Here is a 26,537-nt window from a genome sequence, read left to right as displayed (position 1 = left end):
AAGAGGGGGCGCCCGTGCGCCACCGTCACCTTCCCACCGCCGCGCTCGCCCTGGGCGTCGTGGTCCTGCTCGACGTGCTGCGGGTGTGGCTGCCGTCGATCATCACCATCTTCGGTCGGGCGGCCGAGACGCCGGCCGAACTCCTCGGTGCCTTCGCCCTCGGCTGGTTCGTGCTCGCCCTCGCCGCGCCCGTCCTGCTCCGCCGGCCCGGTGCGCGCCCGGTGGGCCTGGTCGCGGCCGGGGTGCTGGCCGCCGCCCGGCTCGCCCTGACCGCCGCGCCCGGCGGCCGGGTCCAGCTCTGGCTGGCCTGCGCCGGCCTGCTCGCCGGCCTGGTGTGGCTCGCCGCGACCGCCGCCACGGTCGCCCGGCCGGTGCCGGGGCTGGCGTTCGGCCTGGCCGGGGCCGCCGTCGGGCACGCCCTTCTCGGCACCGAGGACCTGGTCTGGCGGGGCGGACCGCTCGGCTGGACGGTGAGCGTTCTGCTGGTCGCCGCCTTCCTGTCCACCCAGGCGCCCTCGTCGTTGATGGTCAGGCTCCGCCGCTCGGTCATGCGGGTGGCGGCGCCCGCACCCGATCCGGCCTCAGTCCCGGGCCCTGTCGCGTCGGCCGCGCCGGCGTCGCGACCCGCCGGGAAAGCCGGGCGGATCGCCTGGCTGCTCGTGGGGCCGGTACTGCTGCTGGCCGGCCAGCTCGCGCTCGCCCCGGCGGTGTGGGACGCGGCCGCTTCCTACCGGCACGGGTTGGCGGGCCTGCCCCGTGTGGGGTTGCCCCCGGCGCACCTCGCGGCGGTGCCCGAGGTGGCGATCGGCCTCTTCCTGCTGGCGGTGCTGCTCCGGCCGCCCCGGCCGGTGGCGCGGCTGCTCTGGCCGGCGGCACTGCTGGTCGGCGCGGGTCTGTTCGCCTCCGACCGGGCCGGCTGGCTGGCGGCGGCCGTCCTGCTCACCGCCGCCGGCCTCGGCGGCTGCCTCGCCCTCGTCGACACCGCCGCCGAACACGGGAAGCCGCTGGCCCGTCGCCTGTCCGCCAGGCCCCTCGTCCCCGCCGCGGCCGGTCCGGGGACCGACCCCGATTCGGCCGGCCCCGGCTCTGCCGCACACTCCGGTTCCGGTGTGGTCGCCGCGCCGGCAGCGGGCTCCGGTGCCGGTGAGCACGCCGAGCCGGACCCGGGCGGCGGCCGGCGGCGCGCGTTCGCGGTCGTCGGCGGGATGCTGGGGTTCGCGGTCGGCGCCGTGGCCTACTACGCCGCCTACGACCTCGGATACCCGAACGGCTGGGTGCCGGTGCTGGCGGCGCTGGGCGTCGCCGCCGCGGCCGCGGTCGCCCCGCCGCTCGCCGCACCCCCGCTGCGCCCGCCCGTGCCGGTGTGGACGGTCCTCGGGGCGATGCTGCTGACCGCCGTGGCCGGCGGGATCCACCGTCCGGCTCCGGCGCCGAACCCGCCCGCGACGCCACCGGCGGCGGTACGGGTGGCGGCCTACAACATCCGGATGGGGTTCGGGCTGGACGGGCGGCTCGACCTGGACGCGCTGACCCGGGCGGTGGAGGGCGGCCGGCCGGACGTGGTGCTGCTCAGCGAGGTGGACCGGGGCTGGCTGCTCAACGGCGGCCACGACACCCTCGCCCTGCTGGCCAGGCGGCTGCGGATGCCGTACGTCTTCGCGCCCGCCGCCGACCCCGTGTGGGGTGACGCGGTGCTGAGCCGCTTCCCGGTGCGATCCGGCCGGACCCGGCCCCTCGCGGCGCACGGGGCGCCGACCGGGGCGCAGGCGCTCGGCGTCACGCTCGACCTCGGCGGCCGGGAACTCGCCGTGGTCGCCACGCACCTGCAACCACCGCCGGGGGAGGGTCCGGTGGCCCAGGCCGGCGAGGTGGCCGCCTTCGCCACCGGGTACGCGGCGGGCCGCCCGCTGGTGCTCGGCGGCGACCTGAACACCGAGCCCGGCGATGCCGCGTTCGCCGAGTTCACCCGGGCCGGGCTGGTCGACGCGCTGGTCGCGGCCCGCCCGCTGCGGACCAGCCCGGCCGACGACCCGCGCACCCAGATCGACCACGTCTTCGTCTCGCCCGGTCTCACCGCGTCCGGTGCGACGGCGCCGCGCAGCACCGCCAGCGACCACCTCCCGGTCGCCGTGACGATCGCCCTGCCCTGAGCACCCCCTGGTGTGTCAGGAGGACGCTGCTCGACGACGGGCGTTAGGAGGGGCCCGCCGTCACAAGGGGTCGGCGGCGAGCAGGCGGTCGCCGGTGAAGGCGAGCAGCCAGCCGCCGCCCTTCGGGGTGGTGTAGTCGTCGGAGCGGCCGGTCAGCCCTTCCAGCGCGCCCGGGATCACCTTCCCCTGGCTGCACACCGCGACCGGTTCCCCGTCCTGGGCCAGCGCGGTGAGCCGAGCGGCGGCGGCCAGGGCGCACTCGTCCGGCTGCTGGCCGGGGCGCGGCTCGTCCAGGTCGCCGACCACCTCGACGGGCAGGTCCAGCAGCGCGGCCGCCGGGTCGAGGGTCTGCACGCAGCGCCGGGCCGAAGCGGAGACCAGGCGGGCCGGGCGGACCAGGGCGACCAGGGGCGCGAGCGCCCGGGCCTGGGCCCAGCCCTCGTCGTCCAGCGGCCGGCCGGTGTCCGGGCCGGTCCAGGTGCCCCGCTTGCCGGCGTGCGCGTGCCGGACCAGCAGCACGGTGGCGGTGACCGGCGGCAGCGCCGCGAACGCGGCGATCACCTCGGCGTCGTGCGGGTAGCTGACCCGGCGTGCCGCCTCGTCGACGGGGAACCAGGCGACCTCGTCCACCTCGGTGTCCGGCTGGAAACCGCCCTGCGCGGCGGCCCGCATCGACCAGTAGTCGACGGCCTTCGGCCGGCCCTCGCTGCGGTAGCGGACGGTCGGCAGGCGTACCTGCGGCACGGCCCGGACGTCGGTCTCCTCGGCGACCTCACGGACGGCGGCCCGCAGCGGGTGTTCGCCGGCGTCCAGCTTGCCCTTGGGCAGCGACCAGTCGCCGTACCGGGGGCGGTGCACCAGGCAGATCTCGACGCCGCCGGTGGCCGGGCGCCAGACGACCCCGCCCGCCGCCCGGATCCGCACCGGCTCGTCGTCCGTCATCCGCTCACCGTATGCCCGCTCCGAGCGGGCCGTGGTCCGGTCAGCCCGCCCTCCCGCCGACCCGGTGCAGGAGCAGGTCCTGCAGGTGGGTCAGCGGCGTGTCGCCGGTGCCGGTACGCCGCTGCCAGGCGCCGTCCGGGGCCAGCTCGAAGGCGTCCACCTCCGGGCTGAACGCGGCGGTCAGCACGTGGTCCAGCTCGGCCCGGGCCACCGGGTCGCTCACCTGCACCAGCGCCTCGACCCGGCGGTCCAGGTTGCGGTGCATGAGGTCGGCCGAGCCCATCCAGAACTCCGCGTCGCCGTTGTTGCCGAACCGGAAGATGCGGGAGTGCTCCAGGAACCGGCCGAGGATCGAGCGGACCCGGATGTTCTCCGACAGGCCGGGCACGCCCGGCCGCAGCGTGCACATGCCCCGGATCAGCAGGTCCACGTGCACGCCGGCCCGGGACGCCCGGTAGAGCGCGTCGGTGATCTCCTCGTCGACCAGCGCGTTCACCTTGAACTGCACCAGGCCCGGCATGCCCAGCCGGACGTGCTCGATCTCCCGCTCGATCCGCTCGACGAGGCCGCTACGGATGCCCTGCGGGGCCACCAGCAGCCGCCGGTACGCGGTCTGCCGGCTGTAGCCGGTGAGCACGTTGAACAGGTCGGTCAGGTCGGCGCCGATCTCCGGGTCGGCGGTGAGCATGCCGAAGTCCTCGTACAGCCGGGCGGTCTTCGGGTGGTAGTTGCCGGTGCCGATGTGGCAGTAGCGGCGGATCTGGTTGCCCTCCTGGCGGACGACCAGCGCGGTCTTGCAGTGCGTCTTCAGGCCGACCAGCCCGTAGACCACGTGGCAGCCGGCCCGCTCCAGGGTGCGCGCCCAGCCGATGTTGGCCACCTCGTCGAAGCGCGCCTTCAGCTCGACGAGCACCACCACCTGCTTGCCGGCGGCGGCCGCGTCGACCAGCGCGTCGACGATGGGGGAGTCGCCGCTGGTGCGGTAGAGGGTCTGCTTGATGGCCAGCACGTTCGGGTCGGCGGCGGCCTGCTCGACGAAGCGCTGCACGCTGGTCGCGAACGAGTGGTACGGGTGGTGCACCAGCACGTCACCGTCCCGCAGGGTGGCGAAGACGCTGCGCGGCACCTCGCCCTCGGTGAGGCGGGGGTGGGTGGCCGGCACGAACGGCGGGTCCTTGAGGTCCGGGCGGTCGGCCTCGCCGTAGACCTGCCAGAGCGCGGAGAGGTCGAGCAGGCCGCGGACCCGGAGCACGTCCTGGCTGTCCATGTCCAGCTCGCGGACGAGCAGCTCCAGCATGTGGTCGGAGATGGAGGCGGCCACCTCCAGCCGCACCGGCGGGCCGAACCGGCGCCGCGCCAGCTCCCGCTCCAGGGCCTGGAGCAGGTCCTCGTCGCGGTCCTCGTCCACCTCCACCTCGGCGTTGCGGGTCACCCGGAACAGGTGGCACTCGACCACCTGCATGCCGGAGAACAGCTGCCCGAGGTGCACCGAGATGAGGTCCTCGACCGGCAGGAAACGCACTCCCGGCTGGTCGCGCGCCACCCGGACGAACCGGGGCACGTTGTTGGGCACCTTCACCCGGGCGAACAGCTCGGAGCCGCCGTCCGGGTCGCGCACCGACACGGCCAGGTTCAGGGACCGGCCGGAGATGTAGGGGAACGGGTGCGCCGGGTCCACCGCGAGCGGGGTGAGCACCGGGAAGATGTGCTCCCGGAACCAGGTGCGCAGCCGCTCCCGCTCGGCGTCGTCGAGGTCGCTCCAGCGCAGGATCCGGATGTCCTCGGCGGCCAGCTTCGGCAGCACGTCGTCGACGAAGCAGGCGGCGTGCCGGGCGACCAGGTCGGCGGCCTTCTCGGCGATCAGCTCCAGCTGGGTCCGCAGCGGCATCCGGTCGCCGCCGCGCACCGGCAGGCCGGCGGAGAGCCGCCGCTTCAGCCCGGCCACCCGCACCATGTAGAACTCGTCCAGGTTGCTGCCGAAGATGGCCAGGAACTTGGCCCGCTCCAGCAGCGGCGTGCGGGGGTCCTCGGCGAGCGCCAGCACCCGGGCGTTGAAGTCGAGCCAGGAGAGCTCCCGGTTGAAGAACCGGTCCTCCGGCAGCGGCCGGGCCGCCGGCGGCTCCTCCAGCGGGCCCGGCCCCTCGACCGGGTCGAGGGACTCCTCCAGCCCGGCGGAGGCCGCCGCCGCGGGTTCGGGGCTGACGCTCTCCTCGGGCGGGCGGACGCGGCGGAACCGGCCGTCGGCGCCGCGGGTCGACGCGCCGTTGAGGGGCGTGTCGGGGTCGACGAGGTTACGGGGACCGTCGGGGTGCTCGCGAGGGGTGCTCACCACCTCATGATTCCCCGACAAGGGTGAACGGAAAATGAACTCGGGGCAGGTTGGTCACGCCATCGTCGGCAACGTCACCCGGACGACCTCGCCGGCGGCGTCCCGCTCGATGCGGACGCGCTGCCCGAGCCGGAGCAGCCGCAGCCCGGAGGCGTCGAACGCGCGGGCCGGGAAGGCCAGCTCGGTGCCGTCGTCGAGGAGCAGCACGCCGCTGCGGGTCGACGCGTCGTAGGTGGCCACCGTGCCCTGCATGCCAGCACCGTACCCGACGTCCGTGCCGGCCCGGGCCAGCAGCGCGGCGGTGCGCGGGCCGGCGCCGAGCCGGGCGGCGGCGGCCAGGTCGGCCGGGGTGTCCACGTCCCGGCGGAGGGTGGGCCAGACGCCGGCCAGCGGCAGCGCCCCGCTCGCCGCGTGCGCGGCCGCCGAGCCGGGCCCGAAGCGGGGCGCCAGGGGCACCCCGGGCGGTGCGGCGAGCAGCACGGTGCCGCTGCCCGGGGCGTCGGCCACGAACCCGCGTACCCCGTCGGCGGGGGCGGCCCGCAGCGCCCCGGCCAGGTCGGCCGGGCGCAGCGCCGGCAGGTCGGCGGTGAGGCCGGCCACCGCGGCGCGCGGGCCGGCCACCGCCGCCCCGTGCCGGAAGGCCGCGTTCAGCCCGGCCGCCGGGTCCGGCACGACCGCCGCGCCGGCCGCCGTCGCCTCTGCCGCCACCCGCGGGTCGTCGGTCACCACCAGCACCCCGGCGACCGCCGGGCAGGCCACCACCGCGCGGACCGTGTCGGCCGCCAGGGCCAGCGCCAGCTCCTCGTGGGGTACGCCGGGCAGCGCGCCCCGCAGGCGGCTCTTCGCCACTCCGAGGCGCTTCACCGGCACCACCACGGTCCAGGTCGGCTCAGGCACGTGACAATCCTGCCAGCCGGGCAGCGGTACCCTCACTGGCCGGACCCGGAGCGAGCAGGCATGATTTCGTCCCGGGGCGTGCGCGCGTGGGGCGGAACGAGGAGGCAAGGGTGGCACGGCGGAGGCTGGGATTCTGGCCACGGTTCGCCGTGGTGCTGGTGAAGCCGGTGTTGACCGTGTGGACGCGCCGCACCTGGCGGGGCATGGAACACCTGGGCGGCGACGGCGGCATCATCATCGTGCCCAACCACATCTCGCACGCGGACCCGCTGGTGTCCGCGCACTTCATCCACGACGCCGGGCGCTGGCCGCAGTTCCTCGGCAAGGCGAGCGTGTTCCGGGTGCCGGTGATCGGCTGGATCCTGCACCGGTGCCGGCAGATCCCGGTCGAGCGCGGCAGCATCGAGGCGGCCCGGTCGCTGGACAAGCTGGTCGCCGCCGTGAACGCGGGCGGCGCCGTGGTGATCTACCCGGAGGGGACCACGACCCGCGAGCCGGGCCTGTGGCCGATGAAGGGCAAGACCGGCGCGGCCCGGCTGGCGCTGGCCACCGGAGCCCCGGTGATCCCGCTCGCCATGGTCGGCCCGGAGAAGCTGTTCGACCCGCGGACCGCCCGCGTCGGGCTGCGCCCGCGTACCCCGGTGACGGTGGTCGCCGGGCCGCCGATCGACCTGAGCCGGTGGGCGGGCGCCACGCCGACCCGGGCGATCCTGGAGGAGATGACGGACACGATCATGCTGCGGATCCGGGACATGGTCGCCGAGATCCGCGGCGGCACACCACCACCCCTGTGGGAGCGGCCGGCCCGGTCCCGAACCCCCGAGGTGACCGAGTGAGCGGGCATGTGGCGGTGCTGGGGGCGGGCTCGTGGGGCACCGCCTTCGCCAAGATCCTCGCCGACGCCGGCCGGGACGTGACCATCCTGGCCCGGCGCGCCTCGGTGGCCGAGGCGATCCGGACCGGGCGCCACAACCCGGAGTACCTGCCGGACGTGCGGCTGCCCGACCGGGTCACCGCGACCGGGGACGCCGAGGAGGCGATCACCGGCGCCGAGGTGGTGGTGCTCTCCGTGCCGTCGCAGACGCTGCGCGGCAACCTCGCCGACTGGACCCCGTACCTGGACCCGGACGCCACGCTGGTCTCCCTCATGAAGGGCATCGAGCTGGGCACCACCAAGCGGATGAGCCAGGTGATCACGGAGACCGCCGGGGTGCCGGCCGACCGGGTGGTGGTCGTCTCCGGGCCGAACCTGGCCCCGGAGATCGCCGCCGAGCAGCCGGCCGCGACCGTGGTCGCCGGCACCGACAGCCGCCGGACCGCCCTGGTGCAGGCATCGATCCGCACGCCGTACCTGCGCCCGTACACGAACGACGACGTGATCGGCTGCGAGCTGGGCGGGGCCGTGAAGAACGTGATCGCCCTGTCGTACGGCATCGCCACCGCGATGGGCTTCGGCGACAACACCCGGGCCATGCTGATGACCCGCGGCCTGGCCGAGACCGCCCGGCTGGGCGTGGCGCTCGGTGCCGACCCGATCACCTTCGCCGGCCTGGCCGGCATGGGCGACCTGGTCGCCTCCTGCTCGTCGCCACTGGCCCGCAACCGCACCTTCGGCGAGCACCTGGGCCGCGGGGAGACCCTGGAGCAGGCCCAGGCGGCCACCCGGCAGACCGCCGAGGGCGTGAAGAGCTGCCTGGCCATCCGGGACCTGGCCCGGGCGCACGGGGTGGAGATGCCGATCACCGAGCAGATCGAGCGGATCTGCCACGAGGGGATGGACCCGCGGCTCGCCGTGGACGCCCTCATGAGCCGGACCGCGAAGCCCGAGTCGTACGAGTGAGGCGGCGATGACCGAGTGGGGTGACGGCACGCGCAGCGTGCACGCGGGCCTGCCCGCGCCGGAACCGGGCCAGCCGTTCCTGCCGGGGCCGGTGTTCGCCGCGCCGTACCACCTGGACCCGTGGCGGGGGCCGGAGGCGACCCCCAACGGGTACGGGCGGCCGGACAACCCCACCCGACGGCTGCTGGAGGCGGCCGTCGGCGAGCTGGAGGGTGGCGACTGCCGGGTCTTCGCCAGCGGCCAGGCGGCCATCACCGGGCTGCTGCTGGCCGTGCTGCGCCCCGGGGACACCGTGCTGCTCCCCGCCGACGGCTACTTCCCGGTGCGCGCCTTCGCCACCGCCACCCTGGAGGGCATCGGGGTACGCGTCGTCTTCGTGCCGACCGCCGGGCCGTACCCGTCGTTCGAGGGTGTGCGGCTGGTGCTGCTGGAGACCCCGGCGAACCCCGGCCTGGACGTGGCCGACGTGTCGGCGCTGGCGGCCGCGGCGCACGCCGCCGGGGCCCTGGTCGCGGTCGACAACACCACCGCCACCCCGCTCGGGCAGCGCCCGCTGGAGCTCGGCGCCGACGTGGTGGTCGCCTCCGGCACCAAGGCCCTCACCGGCCACTCCGACCTGCTGCTCGGCTACGTGGCGACCCGTACCGCCGAGCTGCTCGACGCGGTGACCGCCTGGCGGACCACCACGGGCGGCGTGCCCGGGGCGTTCGACTGCTGGCTGGCGCACCGCTCGCTGGCGACCGTGGACCTGCGGCTGGCCCGGCAGACCGCCAACGCCGGGGCGCTGGCCCGGCTGCTCGCCGGCCGTGGCGACGTGACCGGCCTGCGCTGGCCCGGGCTGCCGACCGACCCGGCGTACCCGGTGGCCTCGGTCCAGATGCGACGGATGCCCGGCGTGCTCTCCTTCGACCTGGGCGACGCCGACCGGGTGGCCCGCTTCCTCGACGCGTCCCGCCTGGTGTCCGCCGCCACCTCGTTCGGCGGGCTGCACACCACGGCCGACCGCCGGGCCCAGTGGGGCGACGACACGGCGCCCGGCTTCGTCCGGCTCTCCTGCGGCATCGAGGACGGCGCCGACCTGGTGGCCGACGTGACGGCAGCCCTCGACGCAGCCTGACGCGCGCCGGCCGGCTCCGCTAAGGTGACGGACAGCAGCGGCCCGCGCGGGCCCCGACCGGAGGAGGTGAGACCGATCCACCAGCAGAGGACCGGCGCTCCCTCCGAGTCCGCGTCGCCCCAGGGTTAGGGCGACGCCGGGAGCGCCGACGAGCGTTCCCGAAAGGCCTGCCATGCCACCCACCCTGTTCTCTCCCGACCGTCCCGCCCTCGTCCGCCGGCTGCGCGCCGCCGGCTGCGTCTTCGCCGAGGACGAGGCGGACCTGCTGATCGCCGCCGCCGGGTCGGCCGAGGCGCTGACCGACCTGGTCGACCGCCGGGTCGCCGGCCTGCCGCTGGAGCACCTGCTCGGCTGGGCCGAGTTCTGCGGCCTGCGGGTCGCCGTCGACCCCGGGGTGTTCGTGCCCCGCGGGCGGACCGCCCTGCTGGTCGCCGCCGCCGCGGCGGTGGCCGGACCGGCCCCCGCCGTGCTCGACCTCTGCTGCGGCTCCGGTGCCGCCGCGCTGGTGCTGCACGGCCGGTTGGCACCCCGCTGGCTGGCCGCCGCCGACGTCGACCCGGCCGCGGTGGCCTGCGCCCGGCGCAACCTGGCCCCGCTGGGTGTGCCGGTCTACGAGGGCGACCTGTTCGTGCCGGTGCCGGTGCGGTGGCGGGGGCGGCTGGACCTGGTCGTGGCGAACGCCCCGTACGTGCCGAGCGGCGCCGTGGCCATGCTGCCGGCGGAGGCGCGGCTGCACGAGGCCCCGGTGGCGCTGGACGGCGGCGCGGACGGACTGGCCGTGCTGCGCCGGGTGGCCGCCGGCGCGGCCGAGTGGCTGGCGCCCGGCGGGCACCTGGCGGTGGAGGTGAGCGCCGGCCAGGCCGGGACGCTCTGCGGGATCATGGCCGACGCCGGCCTCGACCCGTCCGTGGTGCACGACGACGAGCTGGAGGCCACCGCGGTCACCGCCCGCCGTCCCGGGTGAGACGCCGCCCGACCCCGCCCGCGCGGCGATTGGGCGGGCGGGGTCGGGCGACCGTGGCGGGACGCCCAGGCGCGAACTAGCCTCGGGTCAGACTCGGCGGGAGGCGGTGGCGGTGGGCAGCGCGGGTGTGCCGGTGGTGGTGGGGCTGGACAACGGCGGCACGAGCAACAACGCCACCGTGCTGACGGTCGACGGCCGGTTCCTGGTGGACGGGCTCGTGGAGATCCCGAGCGAGGTCCAGGCCGGCCCGGACGCCGCGATCGAGGCCCTCGCCCGGGCGCTCGACGGCGTGCTGGCGCTGACCGGCGTGCCCCGCGAGCTGGTTCGCGCGGTCGGGCTGGACACCCCCGGCCCGGCCAGCGCCACCGGGGTGATCTCCTCGCGCGGCTCGACCAACTTCTCCCAGCCGGCGTGGCGCGGCTACGACGTGCGCGGCGCGCTGGAGCACCGGCTCGGCCTGCCGGTGGTCTACGCCAACGACGGCAACGCGGCGGCCCTCTACGCGCACCACGTCCACTTCGGCGCGGACGCGATGGCCCGTTCCTCGGTCGCCGCGATCGTCGGCACCGGGCTCGGCGGCGGCGTGGTGGAGGGCGGCCGGGTGGTCGGCGGGGCGGCCGGCATGGCCGGCGAGTTCGGGCACGTGCACATCCCGCTCGACGGGCTGCTCGGGCCGGGCCAGCCGGTGCCGGTCTGCGCCTGCGGCTTCGCCGGGGACGCGGAGAGCGTCGCCTCGCTCACCGCCATCGCGAACCACCTGCTGCCCTACTGGCTGGGCCGGTTCCCGGGGCACCCGCTGGCGCAGGAGGAGCCGGGCCGGGCGGCGAAGCTGGTCCGCGGCTACGGCGAGCGGGGCGACGCGCTGGCCCGTGAGGTCTTCACCCAGCAGGCCATGGCGCTGGGCCGGCTGTTCACCATCGCGGCCAACTTCACCGACCCGCACGCGTACTTCGTGGGCGGCGGGGTGGTGGAGGCGGCGCCGGAGTTCCGCGACTGGTTCCTGGCCACCGTGCGGGAGCACACCGTGCTCCGCGCCGAGCAGCACGCGGTGGCCACCTTCGCGCTGGTGCCCGACCGGGACATGGCCGGTGCGCGCGGGGTGGCCATCGCGGCGCTGGAGGCGGTCCGCGGCGGGGCCGCCACCGGTCCGCTGGTCGCCGGCTGAGCCGCGGCGTCGCCGGCCCGCAGCCGTGCCGCGGCGCCGCCGATCGGCGGATCAGGGGCGCGGTGGTGCGCCGGTGAAGGCCGCCCACGCGGCCGGCGGGAAGACCAGCACCGGACCGGCCGGGTCCTTGGAGTCGCGGACCGCGACCGCCTCCGGCAGCGGCGCCATCTCGACGCACGCGCCCTCGTCGCCACTGTGGCTGCTCTTGCGCCAGGCGGTCGCCGGCGGGCGCGGGCTGTTCGTGCCGTTCATGCTCTCTACCTCTCGTTCAGCAGGCGGAGCAGCTCGTCCCGGCTGGCCGCCGGGCTCAGCGCCACGGTCCGCAGGTGCTCCATGATCTTGGTGCAGGTGCGCAGGTCGCCCGGCCGGTCCAGCACCATCTGCCCGGCGACGGTCTCCACCGAGGCGATGATCGGGTCCTCCGGATCGGCGAACTCCAGAATGTGCAGCGACCCCCGCGTCCCCCGGTGGTATCCGGCGGAGAGGGGGATCACCTGCACGGTGATGTTGGGCAGTTCGGCCATCTTCAGCAGGTGCTGGAGCTGACCCCCCATCACGGTCCGGTCCCCGACCGGGCGCAGCAACGCCCCCTCGTCGATGATGGCGTCGAGGATCGGCGGATCGTCACCCAGGAGCCGTTGCTGGCGGTCGAGCCGCAGCTTGACCCGCTGCTCCACCTGCTCGTCGCTGAGGGTGTGCGGGCCGCCGCGCATCACCCCGCGGATGTAGTCGGCGGTCTGGAGCAGGCCCGGCACCACCGACGGCTCGAAGTTGGCGATCCCGGTGGCCTCCGCCTCCAGGGCGATGAAGTCGATGGTCCGCCGGTCGAGCAGGTACGAGTAGGAGACCCACCAGCCGGGCTTGCGGGCGTCCTTGGCGAGCTGCACGGCGCCGGCGATCTCGTCGGGCCCCACCCCGTAGAGGGTGAGCAGCGCCCGCACGGTGGCCGGGTTGACCAGCGTCTGCGCGTTCTCGTAGCGGGACAGGGTGCTCCGGGTGCTGTTGATCTCGTCGGCCGCGGCCTCCAGGGTGAGGCCGGCGGCCTCCCGGTGGGTCCGCAGGGCGATGCCGAGCCGTCGGGCCCGGGCGGTCTTCGGCGCCATGCATCGATGGTCGCACATCAACGGGAGCTTGGGCATGAGAGAAATCCGATGAGAGTTGCATTCACGCGTGTCCACCTGTCAATCTGTGACGGCGTCCTCACCGCCGGTTGTCGTGGCGACGGTGGTGGTGAGTGACCGGAGGGGATGGGGCGCGCGGTGATCGGGTTTTACTCCCCCACGACCCGATCGCCGCGTGCCCGTACCGCACGCCAGACCGGGAGGGATCGCGATGACGGTGACGGCCTGCCACCCCGCCGACGGGGGTGGGCGGCGATGACCCGCTTCCTCGTGGTCCTCACCGACGTGCGCCCCCTCGACGGCATCTGGCGCAACGAGCGGGCCTGCCCCGAGCGGCGCCGGCAGGTGGTCGGCGCGAGCACCCGCGAGGCGGCGGACCGGATCGCCGGCGCCTTCATGGCGCTGGGCATGGTCCGCGCCGGCCGGCAGCGGGTGAAGGTCATCGCGGTCGGCCGCCGGCGGACCGCGGACCAGTGAGCCGAACCGGGCCCGCCCCCGGGACGCGGTGACGGGGGCGGGGAGCCGGGCGGCCGGGGGCAGGTCCCGCCACCGGCCGCCCGGGCTCACCGCCCGCGTCACATCCGGTTACTCCCCGTATATGGTCTGCTGACCGGTTGCCGTCCCCTGCGTCGTCTCCCCGGGTATCCACCACCGACGCTCGCCACGCACAGTAAGGTCAAGCGGGTGAGCGCCCCCGGCGAGCACGGCAGCCGCAGTCGTGGACGAAGAGGTGACCCGGAGTGACCACCCCAGGCAAGACCCGCGTGGCGATCGTCTTCGGCGGCCGCAGCCCGGAGCACGGCATCTCCTGCGTGAGCGCCGGCAGCGTGCTGGCCGCCCTCGACCCGGACGAGTTCGAGGTCGTGCCGGTCGGCATCACCCGGCAGGGCCAGTGGGTGCTGGCCAGCGGCGACCCCAGCCAACTCGCCATCGCCGATCGCAAGCTCCCCGAGATCACCGCCGGCTCCGGCGCCGAGCTGGTGCTGCGCGCCGACCCGGCCGTGGGCGGCCTCATGGTGCTCGACCCGGCCCAGGGCCCCGTGGCGCTGGCCGACGTGGACGTGGTCTTCCCGGTGCTGCACGGCGCCTACGGCGAGGACGGCACCATCCAGGGCATGCTGGAGATGGCCGACATCCCCTACGTCGGCGCGAACGTGTTCGCCTCGGCGGCCGCCATGGACAAGGAGTTCACCAAGAAGCTCTGCGCCGCCGAGGGCATCCCGGTCGGCCCGTACGTGGTGCTGCGCGCCGGCATGACGCTGACCGAGGAGGACAAGGAGCGCCTCGGGCTGCCGGTCTTCGTGAAGCCCTCCCGGGCCGGCTCCTCGTTCGGCATCACCAAGGTCGACGACTGGGCGCAGCTCGACGCGGCGGTCGCCACCGCCCGCGAGATCGACACCAAGGTGCTGGTCGAGGGCGCGATCGTGGGCCGGGAGATCGAGTGCGGCGTGCTGGAGGGCGAGGCCGGCGGCGCCCCCGAGGCGTCGGTGCTGGCCGAGGTGCGGGTGGTCTCCGGCCACGACTGGTACGACTTCGAGGCCAAGTACATCGACGACGCCTGCGAGTACGACATCCCGGCGAACCTGCCCGAGCACGTGACCCGGCAGGTGCGCGAGTACGGGACCCGCGCGTTCACCGCGTTGGACTGCTCCGGACTGGCCCGGGCCGACTTCTTCGTCACCCCGGAGCTGGACGTCTACCTCAACGAGATCAACACGATGCCGGGCTTCACCCCGACGTCGATGTTCCCCCGGATGTGGGCGGCCAGCGGGCTGGAGTATCCGAAGCTGGTCAACCGGCTCATCCGCACGGCCCTGCGCCGCGCCGGCCGCTGACGCCCCGGTGCCGCGACCGGCCGGCGACGGTCAGGCGGAGCAGCCGGACGGTGCCGTCTTCGCGGCGGGCACCGAGGCGACGATCGCGTCGGAGATCGACGTGACCCACTTGAGCGGCTGCTCGTACTCGTCGGGCACTCGGACCTGGACGGGGACCTCGCGGTCGACGGCCGTCAGCACCGTCGCGCCGGCCTCCGTCGCCGGGTGCCAGCAGACCTTGTTGACCGACCACACCTCGTCGGTGTCGAGGAAGCAGCCATCGGCCAGTCGACCGCCCGCGGTGGGTGACGGGCACGGCTTGACCGGCGGCGTGCCGCCGCAGGCCACGGTGAGCGCCGGATCGCCGTACGCGGCGTTCTGCTCGGCGCCGGCCGTGACCGGTCGCTGTGCCAGGTCGCGGACGGTCGCCGGGAGCTGCGACACCAGGGCGCGGCACACCGTGGCCGGGCGCTCGGCCAGCGCGGGGGCCGCCAGCTCGACCGGCGTGGTCGACTGCGGCCGGGTGGCGCTCGCCGACGGGCTCGGCGCGGCGGCCGGGGAGTCCGGAGCCAGCTTGGCGAAGGTGAAGCCGGCCACCGCCAGGGTGACCGGCACCGCGATGAGCGTCGCCCAGAGCGCGGCGCTCCGGGTCGACCGGTCGCGACGCGCCGGGCGGGACTCGTCGACAGCGGGGGAGGACGTGATCTCTTCCACTTACAGCCGCACCACCGAGCACGTGAGGGTGCGGGTGATGCCGGGCACCATCTGCACCTTGCTGACGATGAGTTTGCCGAGCTCGTCGACGGTGTTCGCCTCGGTGAGGACGACCACGTCGTAGGGCCCGGTGACGGCGTCGACACGTACCACGCCGGCAAGGTCCGCGATCAGACCGGCCACGTCACGCGCCCGACCGACCTCCGTCTGGATGAGGATGTACGCCTGTACCACGACTCGACCTCCGTCCGTCGCCGCGTGGGGCGACCCGAAGGGTGAAACTACCTTACGGAGCAGGCCTGATCCCTATCGGTGGCCGGCTGGACGCGGTGAGCGAGCGCACGCCGGGACGACCGGCGGTGGGAGGGCGGAATCGTGCAGGCGCGGCGAGGGGACGGGATGACGGTCGCGGGTGTCGGGGAGTTCGGGCTGATCGACCGGGTGACCGCCCGGCTGTCGTACGGGGAGAGCTGCCTGCTCGGCCCCGGCGACGACGGGGCGGTGGTGGCGGCGCCGGACCGGCGGGTGGTCGCCTCCACCGACGTGCTGGTCGAGGGGCGGCACTTCCGCCGGGACTGGTCGGGGGCCCGGGACGTGGGCCACCGGGCGGCGGCGGCCAACCTGGCCGACATCGCGGCCATGGGGGCCACCCCGACCGCGCTGCTGGTCGCGCTCTGCATGCCGGCCGACCTCGACCCGGGCTGGGCCGAGGAGCTGGCCGACGGGCTGGGCGCCGAGGCGGCCCTGGTGGGCGCGAGCGTGGTCGGCGGGGACATGTCCGCCAGCCCGACGCTGACCGTCGCGGTGACCGCCCTCGGTGACCTGGGCGGCCGGCCGCCGGTCGTGCGCTCCGGCGCCCGCCCGGGTGACGTGGTGGCGCTCGCCGGGCGCACCGGCTGGGCGGCGGCCGGCTACACGGTGCTGTCCCGGGGCTTCCGCACGCCGCGGCTGCTGGTCGAGGCGTTCCGCCGGCCCGAGGTCCCGTACGCGGCCGGCCCCGAGGCCGCCCGCCACGGCGCCACCGCCATGATCGACGTGTCGGACGGGCTGCTGGCCGACCTGGGGCATGTGGCGAAGGCCAGCGGGGTGGCCGTCGACCTGACCCGGGAGGCGTTCGAGGTGCCCCGGCAGATGCGCGACGCGGCGCAGGCGCTCGGCGTCGACCCGTACTCCTGGATCCTCGGCGGGGGCGACGACCACGCCCTGGCCGCGACCTTCCCGGCGACGGCGACGCTGCCGGAGGGCTGGCGGCCGGTCGGGCGGGTGACCGAGGGCGCCGGGGTGACCGTGGACGGCGCGCCGTACGCGGGCCCCGCCGGCTGGGACCACTTCCGCCGCACGGAGTGATCTGCGTCCGATGCGGGTGATCGGGCTCCGGGCGGGCCCGATCCCGGTCGTACCCTGCATTCCGTGAGCGAGATCGAGATCCGGGTGCGGCGCTTCGACGCGCCCGAGTCGCAGGCGCTGATCCGGGCGGCCCTGGCCGACCTCGGCCAGCGGTACGGTGGCAGCGGCGACGACACGCCGGTCGACGCGGCCGAGTTCGAGCCGCCGGCCGGCACCTTCCTGGTCGCCTACCTCGACGGTGAGCCGGTGGGCTGCGGCGGCTGGCGCAGCCACGGCGACGACGGCGGTACGGCCGAGCTGAAGCGGATGTACACGGCGCCCGCCGCCCGGGGCCGGGGCGTGGCCCGCGCGGTGCTCGCGGCCGTCGAGCGGTCCGCCCGGGACCACGGCCGCAAGCGGATGATCCTGGAGTGCGGCGACCGGCAGCCCGAGGCGATCGGCATGTACACCTCGGCCGGCTACGAGCGGATCCCGAACTTCGGCTTCTACCGGGACGCCCCGGGCTGCCTCTCCTACGGCCGCACCCTCTGACCGTCAGCCGACGGTGATCCGGATCTCGCCGGCGGCCTTGCGGGCGGCGCCCTCCGCCTCGGCGGGGGTGGCGCCCCAGGCCAGCAGGTGCCCGCTGCGGTGCGCCGAGGAGAGCAGCTCCGGCACGTGGTCCCCGACCTTCGCCTCGATCTGCAGGTCGAGCACCCCCGGCACCCGCAGGGCGGCCCGCCGGCCGTCCACCGCGGTGACCCGGCCGGGCGGGGCGGTCAGGAACTCGACGGCCGCCGCGCCGGTCGGCCGGGCCGGCAGCGCGGGCCGCTCGCCGCGCAGCACCCGCAGGTACGCCTCGATGAAATCGACCTCGTAGGCGATCGAGACCAGCGCGGTGATCATGTCGCCCGGCATCCGGGCGGCGCACTCGACAAGCGTCGGCACCCCGTCGACCATGATCCATTCGCTGTGCAGCATCCCGCTGCGGAAGCCGGCCGCCCCGGCGAGCCGGACCGCCGCGTCCCGCAACGCCCCCTGCGCCGGCCCCGGCAGCGCGGACGGCACGGTGTGCCCGGTCTCCACCGGGTACCGGCCGCCGGCGATCCGCTTGTCGGTGACGTTGGCGAAGATCGTCTCGCCCTCGGCGACCAGCAGCTCGACGCTGTGCTCCGACCCGACCAGCAACTCCTCCACCAGCACCCCGGTGGGCAGGCCACGCTCGACCGCCTCGGCCGGCTCCGGCGGGGCGGCGCTGGCCGCCCAGCGCCCGGCGATCTCCGCCGGGTCGGTGACCAGCTGCACGCCCAGGCTGCCGGAGCGGCGGGTGGGCTTGAGCACGCACCGGCCGCCGTGCGCGCGGGCGAACTCCGCCGCCCGGGCCGGGTCCTCGACCAGCTCGTAGGCCGGGTTGGCCAGGCCGGTTTCGTCGGCGAGCAGCCGCATCCGGTGCTTGTCGGAGAAGACGTCGGCGGCGGCCACCCCGGCGCCGGGCAGACCGAGCCGGTCGGCCAGCCGGGCGGCGGCGCCGACCGCGTACTCCAGGCCGGGCAGGACCAGCCGGGCGCCGGCGAGGCCGGGCTCCCGGGTGAGCAGGTCGTCGGCGTCGAACCCGGTCTGGTACTCGGCCGGGACCAGCCGGGCGACCATCGACAGCCCGGCGACGAAACGGTCCAGGCCGCGGCGGCGGATCACATCCGGCTCCTCGACCAGGACCACGCTGTCGGGCGGCAGCTCCTGGTCGAACCAGCGCAGCGAGCCGAACGACCCGCCGATCACCACCAGCTGCTCCCGCCCCAGGTCCAGCTCCACGGGTCGTACCTCCCCACGCCTGACGCCGGAACGGACGGCCGGCGCAGCAGCACCTTAACCGGGCCGGCGCGGCCGGTCGCCGGACGGTCGGCGACGCGTCAGCGGAGGTGTGCGGACACGACAGATGCCGGCGGACCCGAGGGGTCCGCCGGCATCCGGCGAAGCGATGAAGGCGGTGCTACCGCGTCAGGCGCGGGTGACCTTGCCGGCCTTGATGCACGAGGTGCAGACCTGCAACTTCTTGGTGTTGCCGCCACCGGCCGGGGTACGCACCGACTGGATGTTCGGGTTCCAGCGGCGGTTGGTCCGCCGGTGCGAGTGGGACACGTTGTGGCCGAAGCCCGGTCCCTTGCCACAGACGTCGCACACGCTAGCCACGGGATACTCCTGGGATTGAAACGTTCATGAGGTCGCCGCCAGGCGCAGCCCGGGCAACCTGGCCAGGTTACCCGATGACACGCCCAGACGCCCAACCGGCCCGGTCGGGACCGGCCCAGCGTACCGGCGGGCACGGCCGGCGAGCGACGGGCGGGTGCCCGGGCCGTCCCGGACACGCCGGGCGGGAGCGGCCGGCCCCGGCGGGTGTCGGTGCGCGCCAGTAGGCTTCCCGACGTGCTGGACACCCTCGACGCCGCCGCGGTGCGCCGCTGGTGCGCGAGCGGGCTGGCCGCCCTCCAGCGCCACCAGGGCGAGATCGACGAGCTCAACGTCTACCCGGTCCCCGACGGCGACACCGGCACCAACCTGGTGCTCACCCTCACCTCGGCCCAGCAGGCCCTCGCCATGGACCTGGAGACCCTCCCCGAAGACGGGCACACCCCGCACGGCCACGCCCTGCGGCTGATGGCCCGGGGCGCGCTGCTCGGGGCGCGGGGCAACTCCGGGGTGATCGTCTCGCAGATCCTGCGCGGCTTCGCCGACGCGCTCTCCGCCGCACCGGCGGTCCGCGGCCGGCAGCTCGCCGCCGCGCTGGCCGACGCCACCACCGCCGCCTACGCCGCGGTCGCCCACCCGGTCGAGGGCACCCTGCTCAGCGTGGTCGCCGCCGCCGCCCGCGCGGCCGAGCAGGCGGACACCGACGACCTGTGTGCGGTGGCCCGGGCGGCGGCCGGCGAGGCGACCCGCGCGCTGGCGCGTACCCCCGAGCAGTTGCCCGCGCTCGCCCGGGCCGGCGTCGTCGACGCCGGCGGGCGCGGCCTCTGCCTGCTGCTCGACGCGCTGGTCGAGGTGGTCACCGGGGAGAGCCCACGGCAGCCGGCGCCCGCGCCGCCCGCGGCCCACGCGCCCGCCACCGCCGTCCGCGAGACCGGCTCCCCGGCGTACGCCTACGAGGTGCAGTACCTGCTCGACGCCACCGACGAGGCGGTGGCCCGGCTGCGCGGCGAGCTGGACACCCTCGGCGACTCCCTGGTGATCGTCGGCGACCGAGGCACGTGGAACGTGCACGTGCACGTCAATGACGTCGGGGCGGCCGTCGAGGCCGGCGTGGTGGCCGGCCGGCCGCACCGGATCACGGTGACCCGGTTCGCCGACCAGGCGGCCCCGGCCCCGGCACCGTCGCCTCCGGCGGCGCGGCCCGACGGCCGGGCCGCCGTGGTGGTCGCCACCGGCGCCGGCATCGCCGAGCTGTTCGGCGCCGAGGGCGCCACCGTGGTGCCGGCCAACCCGTCCACCGGCGAGCTGCTCGACGCCATCCGGGCCACGCGCGCCGCCCGGGTCGTGGTGCTGCCCAACGACCCCAACACCCAGTCGGTGGCGAGCGCCGCCGCCCGGGAGGCGCACGGGCTCGGGGTGAAGGTGAGCGTCGTGCCCACCCGGTCGCCGGTGCAGGCCCTCGCCGCCCTCGCCGTGCGGGACCCGCAGCGGCGCTTCGAGGACGACGTCATCGCCATGGCCGAGGCTGCCGGCGCCTGCCGCTACGCCGAGGTCTGCCACGCGAGCAGAGAGGCGCTCACCGTGGCCGGGCCGTGCCGGCCGGGCGACGTGCTGGCGCTGGTCGAGGGGGAGGTGCACCTCATCGGCGCCGACCTCCTCGGCACCTGCACCGCCGTGGTCGACCGGATGCTCGGCGGTGGTGGCGAGCTGGTCACCCTGCTCTGCGGGGCGGACGCCCCGGCCGGGCTGGCCGACCGCGTACGCGAGCACGTCGAGCGGTCCTGGCCGTTCGTCGAGGTGCAGGCGTACGAGGGCGGGCAGCCGCACTATCCGCTCCTGCTGGGGGTCGAATGACGAGCGAACCGGCCACGGTGGACACGCCGCTCAAGAAGCTGGTCGGGGAGCGCACCGCCAAGGCCCTGGCGAGCCACCTCGACCTGCACACCGCCGGCGACCTGATCTACCACTTCCCCCGCCGCTACGACGAGCGCGGCGAGCACACCGACATCCGCTCGCTGGACGTGGGGGAGCAGGTCACCGTGCTGGCGCAGGTGCAGCGCACCGCGGTCCGGCCGATGCGGCAGCGCCGGGGCAACCTGCTGGAGGTCACCGTCGGTGACGGCTCCGGCGGGGTGCTCACCTGCACCTTCTTCGGCAACCAGGCGTGGCGGGAGCGGGAGCTGCGCCCCGGCCGCTGGGGGCTGTTCGCCGGCAAGGTGACCGAGTTCCGGGGCAAGCGGCAGCTCAACGGCCCGGAATACGTGCTGCTCGGCGAGGGCGGCGACGGCGAGGCGGCGGCCAACGAGGAGGTCGAGGAGTTCGCCGGGGCGCTCATCCCGGTCTACCCGGCCGCGGCGGCCGTGCCGACCTGGGTGATCGCCCGCTGCGTCCGGGTGGTGCTGGACACCTTCACCCCGCCGGACGACCCGCTGCCGGCCACCGTGCGGGCCAGCCGCAACCTGGTCGGCATCGGCGCCGCGCTGCGCGAGATCCACCGGCCCACCAGCAAGGAGGAGCTCTACAAAGCGCGCCGCCGGCTCAAGTGGGACGAGGCGTTCGCCGTGCAGCTCACCCTGGTGCAGCGCAAGCACCGGGCCGCGGCGTGGCCGGCGAAGGCCCGGCCGGCGAAGCGCGGCGGGCTGCTCGACGCGTTCGACGCCCGACTGCCCTACGAGCTGACGTCCGGCCAGCAGGCCGTCGGCCGGGAGATCGCCGCCGACCTGGCCACCGCGCACCCGATGCACCGGCTGCTCCAGGGCGAGGTGGGCAGCGGCAAGACCGTGGTGGCGCTGCGGGCCATGCTCCAGGTGGTCGACGCCGGCGGGCAGGCCGCGCTGCTCGCCCCGACCGAGGTGCTCGCCGCCCAGCACCACCGGGGCATGCTCGACCTGCTCGGCCCGCTCGCGCAGGCCGGGGAGCTGGGCGCCGCCGACGACGCCACCCGGGTGGAGCTGGTCACCGGTTCGCTGGGCGCGGCCGCCCGCCGGCGGGCCCTCACCGAGGTGGCCGAGGGGCGGGCCGGCATCGTGCTCGGCACCCACGCCCTGCTCTACGAGGGTGTCGACTTCTCCGACCTGGGGCTCGTGGTGGTCGACGAGCAGCACCGGTTCGGCGTGGAGCAGCGGGACGCGCTGCGGGCCAAGGCCGACCAGCCGCCGCACGTGCTCGTCATGACGGCCACCCCGATCCCGCGCACGGTCGCCATGACCGTCTACGGCGACCTGGAGATCTCCACGCTGTCGCAGCTGCCGCAGGGTCGCTCGCCGATCGCCTCGCACGTGGTGCCGGCCGCCGAGAAGCCGGCCTTCCTCGACCGGGCCTGGCGCCGGCTGCGCGAGGAGGTCGCCAAGGGACACCAGGCGTACGTGGTGTGCCCGCGGATCGGTGACGGTCCCGCGTCGGACGAGGAGGCACCCCGAGAGGACGACAACGGTCGTCGGCCGCCCCTCGCGGTGACCGAGGTGGCCCCGCTGCTCGCCGAGGGGCCGCTGCACGGCCTGCGGATCGGGGTGCTGCACGGGCGGCTGCCGGCCGACGAGAAGGACTCGGTGATGCGCTCGTTCGCCGCCGGCGACCTGGACGTGCTGGTGGCGACCACGGTGGTCGAGGTGGGCGTCAACGTGCCCAACGCCACCGTGATGATCGTGCTGGACGCCGACCGGTTCGGCGTCTCCCAGCTGCACCAGCTGCGCGGCCGGGTGGGCCGGGGCTCGGCCGCCGGCCTCTGCCTGCTGGTCAGCGAGGCGATGGAGGGCTCCTCCGCCCGGGAACGGCTCGACGCGGTCGCCTCCACCACCGACGGGTTCAAGCTCGCCGAGCTGGACCTGGAGCAGCGCCGGGAGGGCGACGTGCTGGGCGCCACCCAGTCCGGCCGCCGGTCCCACCTGCGCCTGCTGTCGCTGCTGCGCGACACCGACCTGATCCGCGACGCCCGGGCCGAGGCGATCACCCTGGTCGAGGAGGATCCGGAGCTGGCCCGCCATCCGGCGCTGGCCGCGTCGGTGGCCGCCCTGGTCGACTCCGAACGCGCCGAATACCTGGAGAAGGGCTGATCCCACCGGGCGGCCATCCCGGCCTAGGCTCGTCCGATGCCGAAACCCTCTCTCGACCGCGGCGTGCTCCTGCTGGCACAGGGCGACGACATCCTGATGTCCCGGGTCACCGGCGCGGCCGACGCGGCCACCGCGTCGCCCTGCACGCCCGCGACCCGGTTCCAGATCGCGTCCATCAGCAAGCAGATGGCGGCCGCCGCCGTGCAGCTCCTCGCCGGGCGGGGCGCGCTGCGCCTGACCGACCCGGTCAACCGCTGGCTGCCGCACCCCCAGCCGGCCTGGTCCGGGATCACTCTGCACCACCTGCTCACCCACACCTCCGGGCTCGGCCACTGGGAGGACTACCCGATGATCGACCTGGCCGCGCCCGCCGAGCCGGACGAGCTGCTGGGAATCTTCGCCAGCCTGCCGCCGCTGTCCGCCCCGGGCGCCACCTGGCACTACAGCAGCCCCGGCTACGTCCTGCTGGCCCGGGCCGTCGAGCGCGCGGCCGACCGGCCGTACGCCGCGTTCCTGGCCGACGAGGTGTTCGCGCCGCTCGGCATGACGGGCAGCTTCGCCGGTGCCGCCGACGGGCGGGACGACGTGGCGACCGGGCACGAGGGCGGCCGGCCGGTGCCGTCCTGGGACCTGGACACGGTGAGCATGGGCGCCGGGGACGTGTGGTGCACGGGGGCGGACCTGCTCACCTGGCTGGACGTGCCCCGCCGGGGTCGGCTGCTCGAGCCCGCCGCGGCGGCCGCCATGACCGCCCCGCACGCGCCCACCGGCCGCCCCGGCGAGTCGTACGGCTACGGCTGGTTCGTCGGCACGCTGGCCGGGGAGCGGGCGATCCACCACTCCGGGGACAACGGTGGCTACAAGGCCTTCGCGGGCTGGTTCCCCGACTCCGACCGGCGTCTGGTGGTGCTGACCAACCAGGCGGAGATCGACCCCGCCCTGCTGAAGGCGGAGCTGGAATGAGCCGAGGGCGCGCCGGCCGGCTGGTCGGCGCGCCCTCGGGCGATGCGGTGGATCAGGCGGTGAAGCGGATCCGGCGACGGCGGGCCGTCACGAACAGCGCCGCACCGGCGGCGAGCAGCACGGCGGCGCCACCGGCGATGGCGCCCGCGGCCGGACCGGTGACGGGCAGTCCGCCACCCTGGCCGGAGCAGTCCCGCGGCTGGGTGTAGGGGATGGTCTCGGAGTCCTCGACCACGTCGTACTTCACGGTGACCTTGAGGCCCTGGTAGGCGTCGAACTCGGCCGAGGCGGTCCCGCCCGGCTGGGAGGCGAGCTTCTTGGTGAGGCCCTTCTCGGTGGTCAGCGTGGCGGTGAAGGGGATGCCCTTCGCCGGGTTCTCCACGATGAAGGTCATCGTGTCGCAGTCCTGGTCCAGCTTGAAGATCGGCTCGGCCGGCTCAGCCGGAGCGGACGGGCTCGGCGGGTTGGAGACGGACGGCGACGGGGTGGGCTCCGGCGACCTGCTCGGCTCGGGCGTGGCGCTCGGCGACGGCGAGCTGGGCGACGGCGACGGGGTCTCCTCCGCCTCGCAGTTCCGGCTGGGCTGGGCCACGACGGTGCGCTCCCCGTCGTGGGACTGCTGGCCCCGCTCCCAGTGCGCGCCGACGGTCAGCTCCAGCTTGGGGATGGCGCCCTGGAAGGTGTGGGTCTGGGTCCCGGTGAGCGGCCCGTCGCCCTGCTTCTTCAGTTCCGCGCCGACGGCCAGCGCGCCGGTGACGGGGCCGGGCACGGTGGACTCCAGCTTGGTGATGCGACCGGAGATGTCGGTCTCGCTGCTGATCACCGACCAGTTGACGGTGACCTTGCCGTCCTTGGTGGCGCAGTAGCTGCCCGACGGCTCGGGGTGGTGGGCCGCGGCGGGGCCGGCGACGGTGGCCACGCCCACGAGGCCGATCAGCGTGCCGGCGGTGAGGACGGCGGCACGCCGGAGGTGGAGACGGTTCACGCCTACTCCTGGTGAGGGGAGGATGGGGGAATGCGGCGGACGGACCGGAGCCACGCGTCCGCACGACAATCGGGCAGACCCTAGCGAGATCGACAGCACGGGCGTTACCGCAACCGACGGGTCGTAAAGGGTCCGGTATAGATTTGAGATCATTGATGTACGAGTCGTGACGAGCCGTGGCCGCGGGGTGGTCCGCGCGCCCCGATCCGGACATCGCGTAGCGTCGGGGCATGCGCAGGGAGCGACGGTGACCCGGATCGTGGGCGGGACGCTCGGCGGCCGGCGGCTCGCCGCCCCGCCCGGCGCCGGCACCCGGCCGACCTCCGACCGGGTCCGGGAGGCGCTGTTCAGCGCCGTGCAGGCCGAACTCGACCTCGACGGGGCGCGCGTTGCCGACCTCTACGCCGGCTCCGGCGCGGTCGGGCTGGAGGCGCTGTCCCGGGGCGCCGCCCACGTGCTGCTCGTCGAGTCCGACGCCCGGGCCGCCCGGGTGATCCGGGAGAACGTCGCCGCGCTCCGGGCCGCCCCGGCCGCCCGCCTGGTCACCGGCAGGGTGGCGACCGTGCTCGCCGCCGGCCCGGACGGCGGGCCCTACGACCTGGTCTTCGCCGACCCGCCCTACGCCGTGCCCGACAGCGAGATCACCGCGATGCTGGCCGCGCTGGTCGGCGGCGGCTGGCTGGCCCCGGACGCCCTGGTGGTCGTCGAGCGCTCCAGCCGCACCGGACCGGTCGAGTGGGTGGAAGGCGTCACTGGCGAGCGCAGCCGCCGTTACGGCGAGACCACCCTTTGGTACGGTCGCCGATCATGAGACGTGCGGTCTGTCCCGGCTCGTTCGACCCGGTCACCAACGGACACCTCGACATCATCGGCCGGGCGAGCCGGCTCTTCGACGAGGTGATCGTCGGCGTGCTGGTCAACCAGTCGAAGCAGGGACTGTTCACGGTCGAGGAGCGGATCGACATGCTCCGCGAGGTGACCTCCTCGTACGACAACGTGCGGGTCGAGTCGTTCCGAGGGCTGCTGGTCGACTTCTGCCGCGCCCAGCACGCGAGCGTGCTGATCAAGGGCCTGCGCGCGGTCAGCGACTTCGACTACGAGCTCCAGATGGCCCAGATGAACATCGGCCTGGCCGGCGTGGAGACGCTCTTCATGCCGACCAACCCGCTCTACTCGTTCCTCTCCTCCAGCCTGGTCAAGGACGTCGCCAAGTGGGGCGGGGACATTTCCGCGCACGTCCCGGACGTGGTCCGCGAGGAGCTGGTCGCCCGGCTGCGGCGCTGACCGGCCGCGCCGGGCCCCCCGGGCGACGCGCCGGGCGGGGGCGGGTGGCGCGGCGGTGGCCGATGCGCGACATGATGTGTTCAGCGCCGAACCCGGGCGCAGGCCGCATCATGTAGGTCGGCCGACGAACGACAGGAGTGAGGTACCGGTGGACCCGCTCGATCGCATCGACGAACTGATCGCCATGGTGGAGCAGGCCCGCTCCGTGCCGATGTCGCGCAACAACTGCATGGTCGACCGGGGCGAGATGATCGCCGCCCTGGACGAGCTGCGCGTGGAGCTGCCCGCCGACCTCCGCCGGGCCGCCGCGCTGCTGGAGGAGCGGGACAAGATCATGGAGGCCGGCAAGCGCGAGGCCGACCGGATCATCAGCGAGGGTGAGGCGGAACACGCCCGCCTGGTCTCGGTGAACGAGATCACCGTCTCCGCCGAGCACGAGGGCGCCCGCATCATCGCCGAGGCCCGGGCCGAGGCGCAGCGCCTGCGCGACGAGGTCGACGACTACGTCGACACCGCGCTGGCCAACTTCGAGCAGTTCCTGACCCGGGCGCTCGCCTCGATAGAGCGCGGCCGGGACAAGATGCACGCGCTGCGGGAGATCGGCACCTTCGCTGGGGACGAGGCGGATCGCCCGCTACCCTTCTGAGCGGCACGCGGGCCGGCGGCCGACAGCCGGCAGCCGCCGGG

General features: G+C 75.3%; 25 protein-coding genes and 1 pseudogene. 16 read left to right on the top strand and 10 right to left on the bottom strand.

Translation table 11 applies throughout. The features are described 5' to 3' along the window. Nucleotides 1–14: 14 nt before the first annotated feature. Nucleotides 15–2,150, top strand: coding sequence for an endonuclease/exonuclease/phosphatase family protein (locus tag RMN56_RS04800; protein WP_313722623.1), 2,136 nt, complete (start codon nucleotides 15–17; stop codon nucleotides 2,148–2,150). Nucleotides 2,151–2,210: 60 nt separating this feature from the next. On the opposite strand, the gene RMN56_RS04795 is transcribed toward RMN56_RS04800, so the two are convergent. From RMN56_RS04795 to cofC, 3 genes and pseudogenes are all read right to left on the bottom strand, one after another. Beyond that, the gene (locus RMN56_RS04795; RefSeq protein ID WP_313722622.1) at nucleotides 2,211–3,092 is read right to left on the bottom strand and encodes an NUDIX hydrolase; all 882 of its coding nucleotides are present in this window, start codon (nucleotides 3,090–3,092) and stop codon (nucleotides 2,211–2,213) included. Nucleotides 3,093–3,132: 40 nt separating this feature from the next. Next, entirely contained in the window at nucleotides 3,133–5,421 is a 2,289-nt protein-coding gene (locus tag RMN56_RS04790) for an RNA degradosome polyphosphate kinase (protein ID WP_313722621.1), read from the bottom strand. Nucleotides 5,422–5,676: 255 nt separating this feature from the next. Next, nucleotides 5,677–6,318: pseudogene (cofC, locus tag RMN56_RS04780) on the bottom strand (2-phospho-L-lactate guanylyltransferase); the annotation flags it as partial. A 110-nt stretch (nucleotides 6,319–6,428) separates the two neighbouring features. Between cofC and RMN56_RS04775 the strand changes: the two are divergent. The 5 genes from RMN56_RS04775 to RMN56_RS04755 all read left to right on the top strand — a co-directional run bounded on the left by RMN56_RS04775 (nucleotide 6,429) and on the right by RMN56_RS04755 (nucleotide 11,404). Then, nucleotides 6,429–7,154: a lysophospholipid acyltransferase family protein gene (locus RMN56_RS04775; RefSeq protein WP_313722620.1), complete on the top strand. Its 726-nt coding sequence runs from the start codon at nucleotides 6,429–6,431 to the stop codon at nucleotides 7,152–7,154. Then, nucleotides 7,151–8,158, top strand: coding sequence for an NAD(P)H-dependent glycerol-3-phosphate dehydrogenase (locus RMN56_RS04770; RefSeq protein WP_313722619.1), 1,008 nt, complete (start codon nucleotides 7,151–7,153; stop codon nucleotides 8,156–8,158). The genes RMN56_RS04775 and RMN56_RS04770 overlap by 4 nt, the downstream gene beginning before the upstream one ends. 7 nt (nucleotides 8,159–8,165) lie before the next feature. After that, a complete protein-coding gene (locus tag RMN56_RS04765; protein ID WP_313722618.1) occupies nucleotides 8,166–9,275 on the top strand; it encodes a cystathionine gamma-lyase in 1,110 nt (369 codons plus the stop codon). Between the two features lie 172 nt (nucleotides 9,276–9,447). Beyond that, nucleotides 9,448–10,239 (top strand): putative protein N(5)-glutamine methyltransferase, encoded by a 792-nt coding sequence (locus RMN56_RS04760; protein WP_313722617.1) that lies wholly within the window; start codon nucleotides 9,448–9,450, stop codon nucleotides 10,237–10,239. 112 nt (nucleotides 10,240–10,351) lie between these two features. Next, the gene (locus tag RMN56_RS04755; protein ID WP_313722616.1) at nucleotides 10,352–11,404 is read left to right on the top strand and encodes an ROK family protein; all 1,053 of its coding nucleotides are present in this window, start codon (nucleotides 10,352–10,354) and stop codon (nucleotides 11,402–11,404) included. Between the two features lie 51 nt (nucleotides 11,405–11,455). Here RMN56_RS04755 and RMN56_RS04750 read toward each other — a convergent pair whose 3' ends face one another. Both RMN56_RS04750 and RMN56_RS04745 read right to left on the bottom strand, forming a co-directional pair. Next, nucleotides 11,456–11,656: a DUF397 domain-containing protein gene (locus RMN56_RS04750; RefSeq protein ID WP_313722615.1), complete on the bottom strand. Its 201-nt coding sequence runs from the start codon at nucleotides 11,654–11,656 to the stop codon at nucleotides 11,456–11,458. Between the two features lie 5 nt (nucleotides 11,657–11,661). Next, nucleotides 11,662–12,507, bottom strand: a complete 846-nt coding sequence (locus tag RMN56_RS04745) for a helix-turn-helix domain-containing protein (RefSeq protein ID WP_313722614.1) — start codon at nucleotides 12,505–12,507, stop codon at nucleotides 11,662–11,664. Between the two features lie 273 nt (nucleotides 12,508–12,780). Between RMN56_RS04745 and RMN56_RS04740 the strand changes: the two genes are divergently transcribed. Both RMN56_RS04740 and RMN56_RS04735 read left to right on the top strand, forming a co-directional pair. Further along, a complete protein-coding gene (locus tag RMN56_RS04740) occupies nucleotides 12,781–13,002 on the top strand; it encodes a hypothetical protein (protein WP_313722613.1) in 222 nt (73 codons plus the stop codon). Between the two features lie 263 nt (nucleotides 13,003–13,265). Continuing rightward, nucleotides 13,266–14,360 carry a D-alanine--D-alanine ligase family protein gene (locus tag RMN56_RS04735; RefSeq protein ID WP_313722612.1) on the top strand — a complete coding sequence of 365 codons (1,095 nt, stop codon included), beginning with the start codon at nucleotides 13,266–13,268 and terminating at the stop codon, nucleotides 14,358–14,360. A gap of 30 nt (nucleotides 14,361–14,390) precedes the next feature. Here RMN56_RS04735 and RMN56_RS04730 read toward each other — a convergent pair whose 3' ends face one another. Together RMN56_RS04730 and RMN56_RS04725 are read right to left on the bottom strand one after the other, a co-directional pair. Further along, nucleotides 14,391–15,053 carry a DUF3515 family protein gene (locus tag RMN56_RS04730; RefSeq protein ID WP_313722611.1) on the bottom strand — a complete coding sequence of 221 codons (663 nt, stop codon included), beginning with the start codon at nucleotides 15,051–15,053 and terminating at the stop codon, nucleotides 14,391–14,393. Beyond that, nucleotides 15,054–15,287, bottom strand: a complete 234-nt coding sequence (locus RMN56_RS04725) for an Lrp/AsnC ligand binding domain-containing protein (protein ID WP_013284547.1) — start codon at nucleotides 15,285–15,287, stop codon at nucleotides 15,054–15,056. Nucleotides 15,288–15,452: 165 nt separating this feature from the next. On the opposite strand from RMN56_RS04725, the gene RMN56_RS04720 reads away from it, so the two are divergent. Then, nucleotides 15,453–16,400 carry a thiamine-phosphate kinase gene (locus RMN56_RS04720; protein ID WP_313722610.1) on the top strand — a complete coding sequence of 316 codons (948 nt, stop codon included), beginning with the start codon at nucleotides 15,453–15,455 and terminating at the stop codon, nucleotides 16,398–16,400. Between the two features lie 63 nt (nucleotides 16,401–16,463). Further along, a complete protein-coding gene (locus RMN56_RS04715; protein ID WP_313722609.1) occupies nucleotides 16,464–16,931 on the top strand; it encodes a GNAT family N-acetyltransferase in 468 nt (155 codons plus the stop codon). 3 nt (nucleotides 16,932–16,934) lie between these two features. Here the strand turns inward: RMN56_RS04715 and RMN56_RS04710 are convergent, their stop codons facing one another. Together RMN56_RS04710 and rpmB are read right to left on the bottom strand one after the other, a co-directional pair. Next, complete coding sequence (locus RMN56_RS04710; RefSeq protein WP_313722608.1) at nucleotides 16,935–18,191, bottom strand: ATP-grasp domain-containing protein; 1,257 nt, start codon at nucleotides 18,189–18,191, stop codon at nucleotides 16,935–16,937. Between the two features lie 186 nt (nucleotides 18,192–18,377). Continuing rightward, nucleotides 18,378–18,569 (bottom strand): 50S ribosomal protein L28, encoded by a 192-nt coding sequence (gene rpmB / locus RMN56_RS04705; RefSeq protein WP_007456456.1) that lies wholly within the window; start codon nucleotides 18,567–18,569, stop codon nucleotides 18,378–18,380. Nucleotides 18,570–18,803: 234 nt separating this feature from the next. Here rpmB and RMN56_RS04700 point away from each other — a divergent pair, with 234 nt between their 5' ends. Genes RMN56_RS04700 through RMN56_RS04690 form a run of 3 tightly spaced genes read left to right on the top strand, consistent with a single transcriptional unit; the run spans nucleotide 18,804 to nucleotide 23,581 of the window. Further along, entirely contained in the window at nucleotides 18,804–20,420 is a 1,617-nt protein-coding gene (locus RMN56_RS04700) for a fatty acid kinase ATP-binding subunit FakA (protein ID WP_313722607.1), read from the top strand. Next, complete coding sequence (gene recG, locus RMN56_RS04695; protein WP_313722606.1) at nucleotides 20,417–22,618, top strand: ATP-dependent DNA helicase RecG; 2,202 nt, start codon at nucleotides 20,417–20,419, stop codon at nucleotides 22,616–22,618. Before RMN56_RS04700 ends, recG begins: the two co-directional genes overlap by 4 nt. Nucleotides 22,619–22,654: 36 nt before the next feature. Next, nucleotides 22,655–23,581 carry a serine hydrolase domain-containing protein gene (locus RMN56_RS04690; RefSeq protein ID WP_313722605.1) on the top strand — a complete coding sequence of 309 codons (927 nt, stop codon included), beginning with the start codon at nucleotides 22,655–22,657 and terminating at the stop codon, nucleotides 23,579–23,581. 52 nt (nucleotides 23,582–23,633) lie between these two features. On the opposite strand, the gene RMN56_RS04685 is transcribed toward RMN56_RS04690, so the two are convergent. Continuing rightward, entirely contained in the window at nucleotides 23,634–24,566 is a 933-nt protein-coding gene (locus tag RMN56_RS04685; protein WP_313722604.1) for a cell wall anchor protein, read from the bottom strand. A 247-nt stretch (nucleotides 24,567–24,813) separates the two neighbouring features. Between RMN56_RS04685 and rsmD the strand changes: the two genes are divergently transcribed. The 3 genes from rsmD to RMN56_RS04670 all read left to right on the top strand — a co-directional run bounded on the left by rsmD (nucleotide 24,814) and on the right by RMN56_RS04670 (nucleotide 26,496). Then, nucleotides 24,814–25,377 (top strand): 16S rRNA (guanine(966)-N(2))-methyltransferase RsmD, encoded by a 564-nt coding sequence (rsmD, locus tag RMN56_RS04680; protein ID WP_313722603.1) that lies wholly within the window; start codon nucleotides 24,814–24,816, stop codon nucleotides 25,375–25,377. Next, nucleotides 25,374–25,850, top strand: coding sequence for a pantetheine-phosphate adenylyltransferase (coaD, locus tag RMN56_RS04675; RefSeq protein ID WP_313722602.1), 477 nt, complete (start codon nucleotides 25,374–25,376; stop codon nucleotides 25,848–25,850). Before rsmD ends, coaD begins: the two co-directional genes overlap by 4 nt. Nucleotides 25,851–25,998: 148 nt before the next feature. Continuing rightward, complete coding sequence (locus RMN56_RS04670; protein WP_091269033.1) at nucleotides 25,999–26,496, top strand: SPFH domain-containing protein; 498 nt, start codon at nucleotides 25,999–26,001, stop codon at nucleotides 26,494–26,496. Nucleotides 26,497–26,537: the final 41 nt, after the last annotated feature.

The sequence above is a fragment of the Micromonospora halotolerans genome, from assembly GCF_032108445.1.
Lineage (GTDB): Bacteria > Actinomycetota > Actinomycetes > Mycobacteriales > Micromonosporaceae > Micromonospora > Micromonospora halotolerans.
This window is presented reverse-complemented; position numbering and strand designations above follow the sequence as displayed.

Coding starts and splice junctions, on each gene's coding strand:
- RMN56_RS04795 (WP_313722622.1), bottom strand. CDS start 3,092: ATGACGGACGACGAGCCGGTGCGGATCCGGGCGGCGGGCGGGGTCGTC.
- RMN56_RS04765 (WP_313722618.1), top strand. CDS start 8,166: ATGACCGAGTGGGGTGACGGCACGCGCAGCGTGCACGCGGGCCTGCCC.
- RMN56_RS04760 (WP_313722617.1), top strand. CDS start 9,448: ATGCCACCCACCCTGTTCTCTCCCGACCGTCCCGCCCTCGTCCGCCGG.
- RMN56_RS04750 (WP_313722615.1), bottom strand. CDS start 11,656: ATGAACGGCACGAACAGCCCGCGCCCGCCGGCGACCGCCTGGCGCAAG.
- RMN56_RS04745 (WP_313722614.1), bottom strand. CDS start 12,507: ATGGCGCCGAAGACCGCCCGGGCCCGACGGCTCGGCATCGCCCTGCGG.
- RMN56_RS04740 (WP_313722613.1), top strand. CDS start 12,781: ATGACCCGCTTCCTCGTGGTCCTCACCGACGTGCGCCCCCTCGACGGC.
- RMN56_RS04720 (WP_313722610.1), top strand. CDS start 15,453: ATGACGGTCGCGGGTGTCGGGGAGTTCGGGCTGATCGACCGGGTGACC.
- recG (WP_313722606.1), top strand. CDS start 20,417: ATGACGAGCGAACCGGCCACGGTGGACACGCCGCTCAAGAAGCTGGTC.
- RMN56_RS04690 (WP_313722605.1), top strand. CDS start 22,655: ATGCCGAAACCCTCTCTCGACCGCGGCGTGCTCCTGCTGGCACAGGGC.
- coaD (WP_313722602.1), top strand. CDS start 25,374: ATGAGACGTGCGGTCTGTCCCGGCTCGTTCGACCCGGTCACCAACGGA.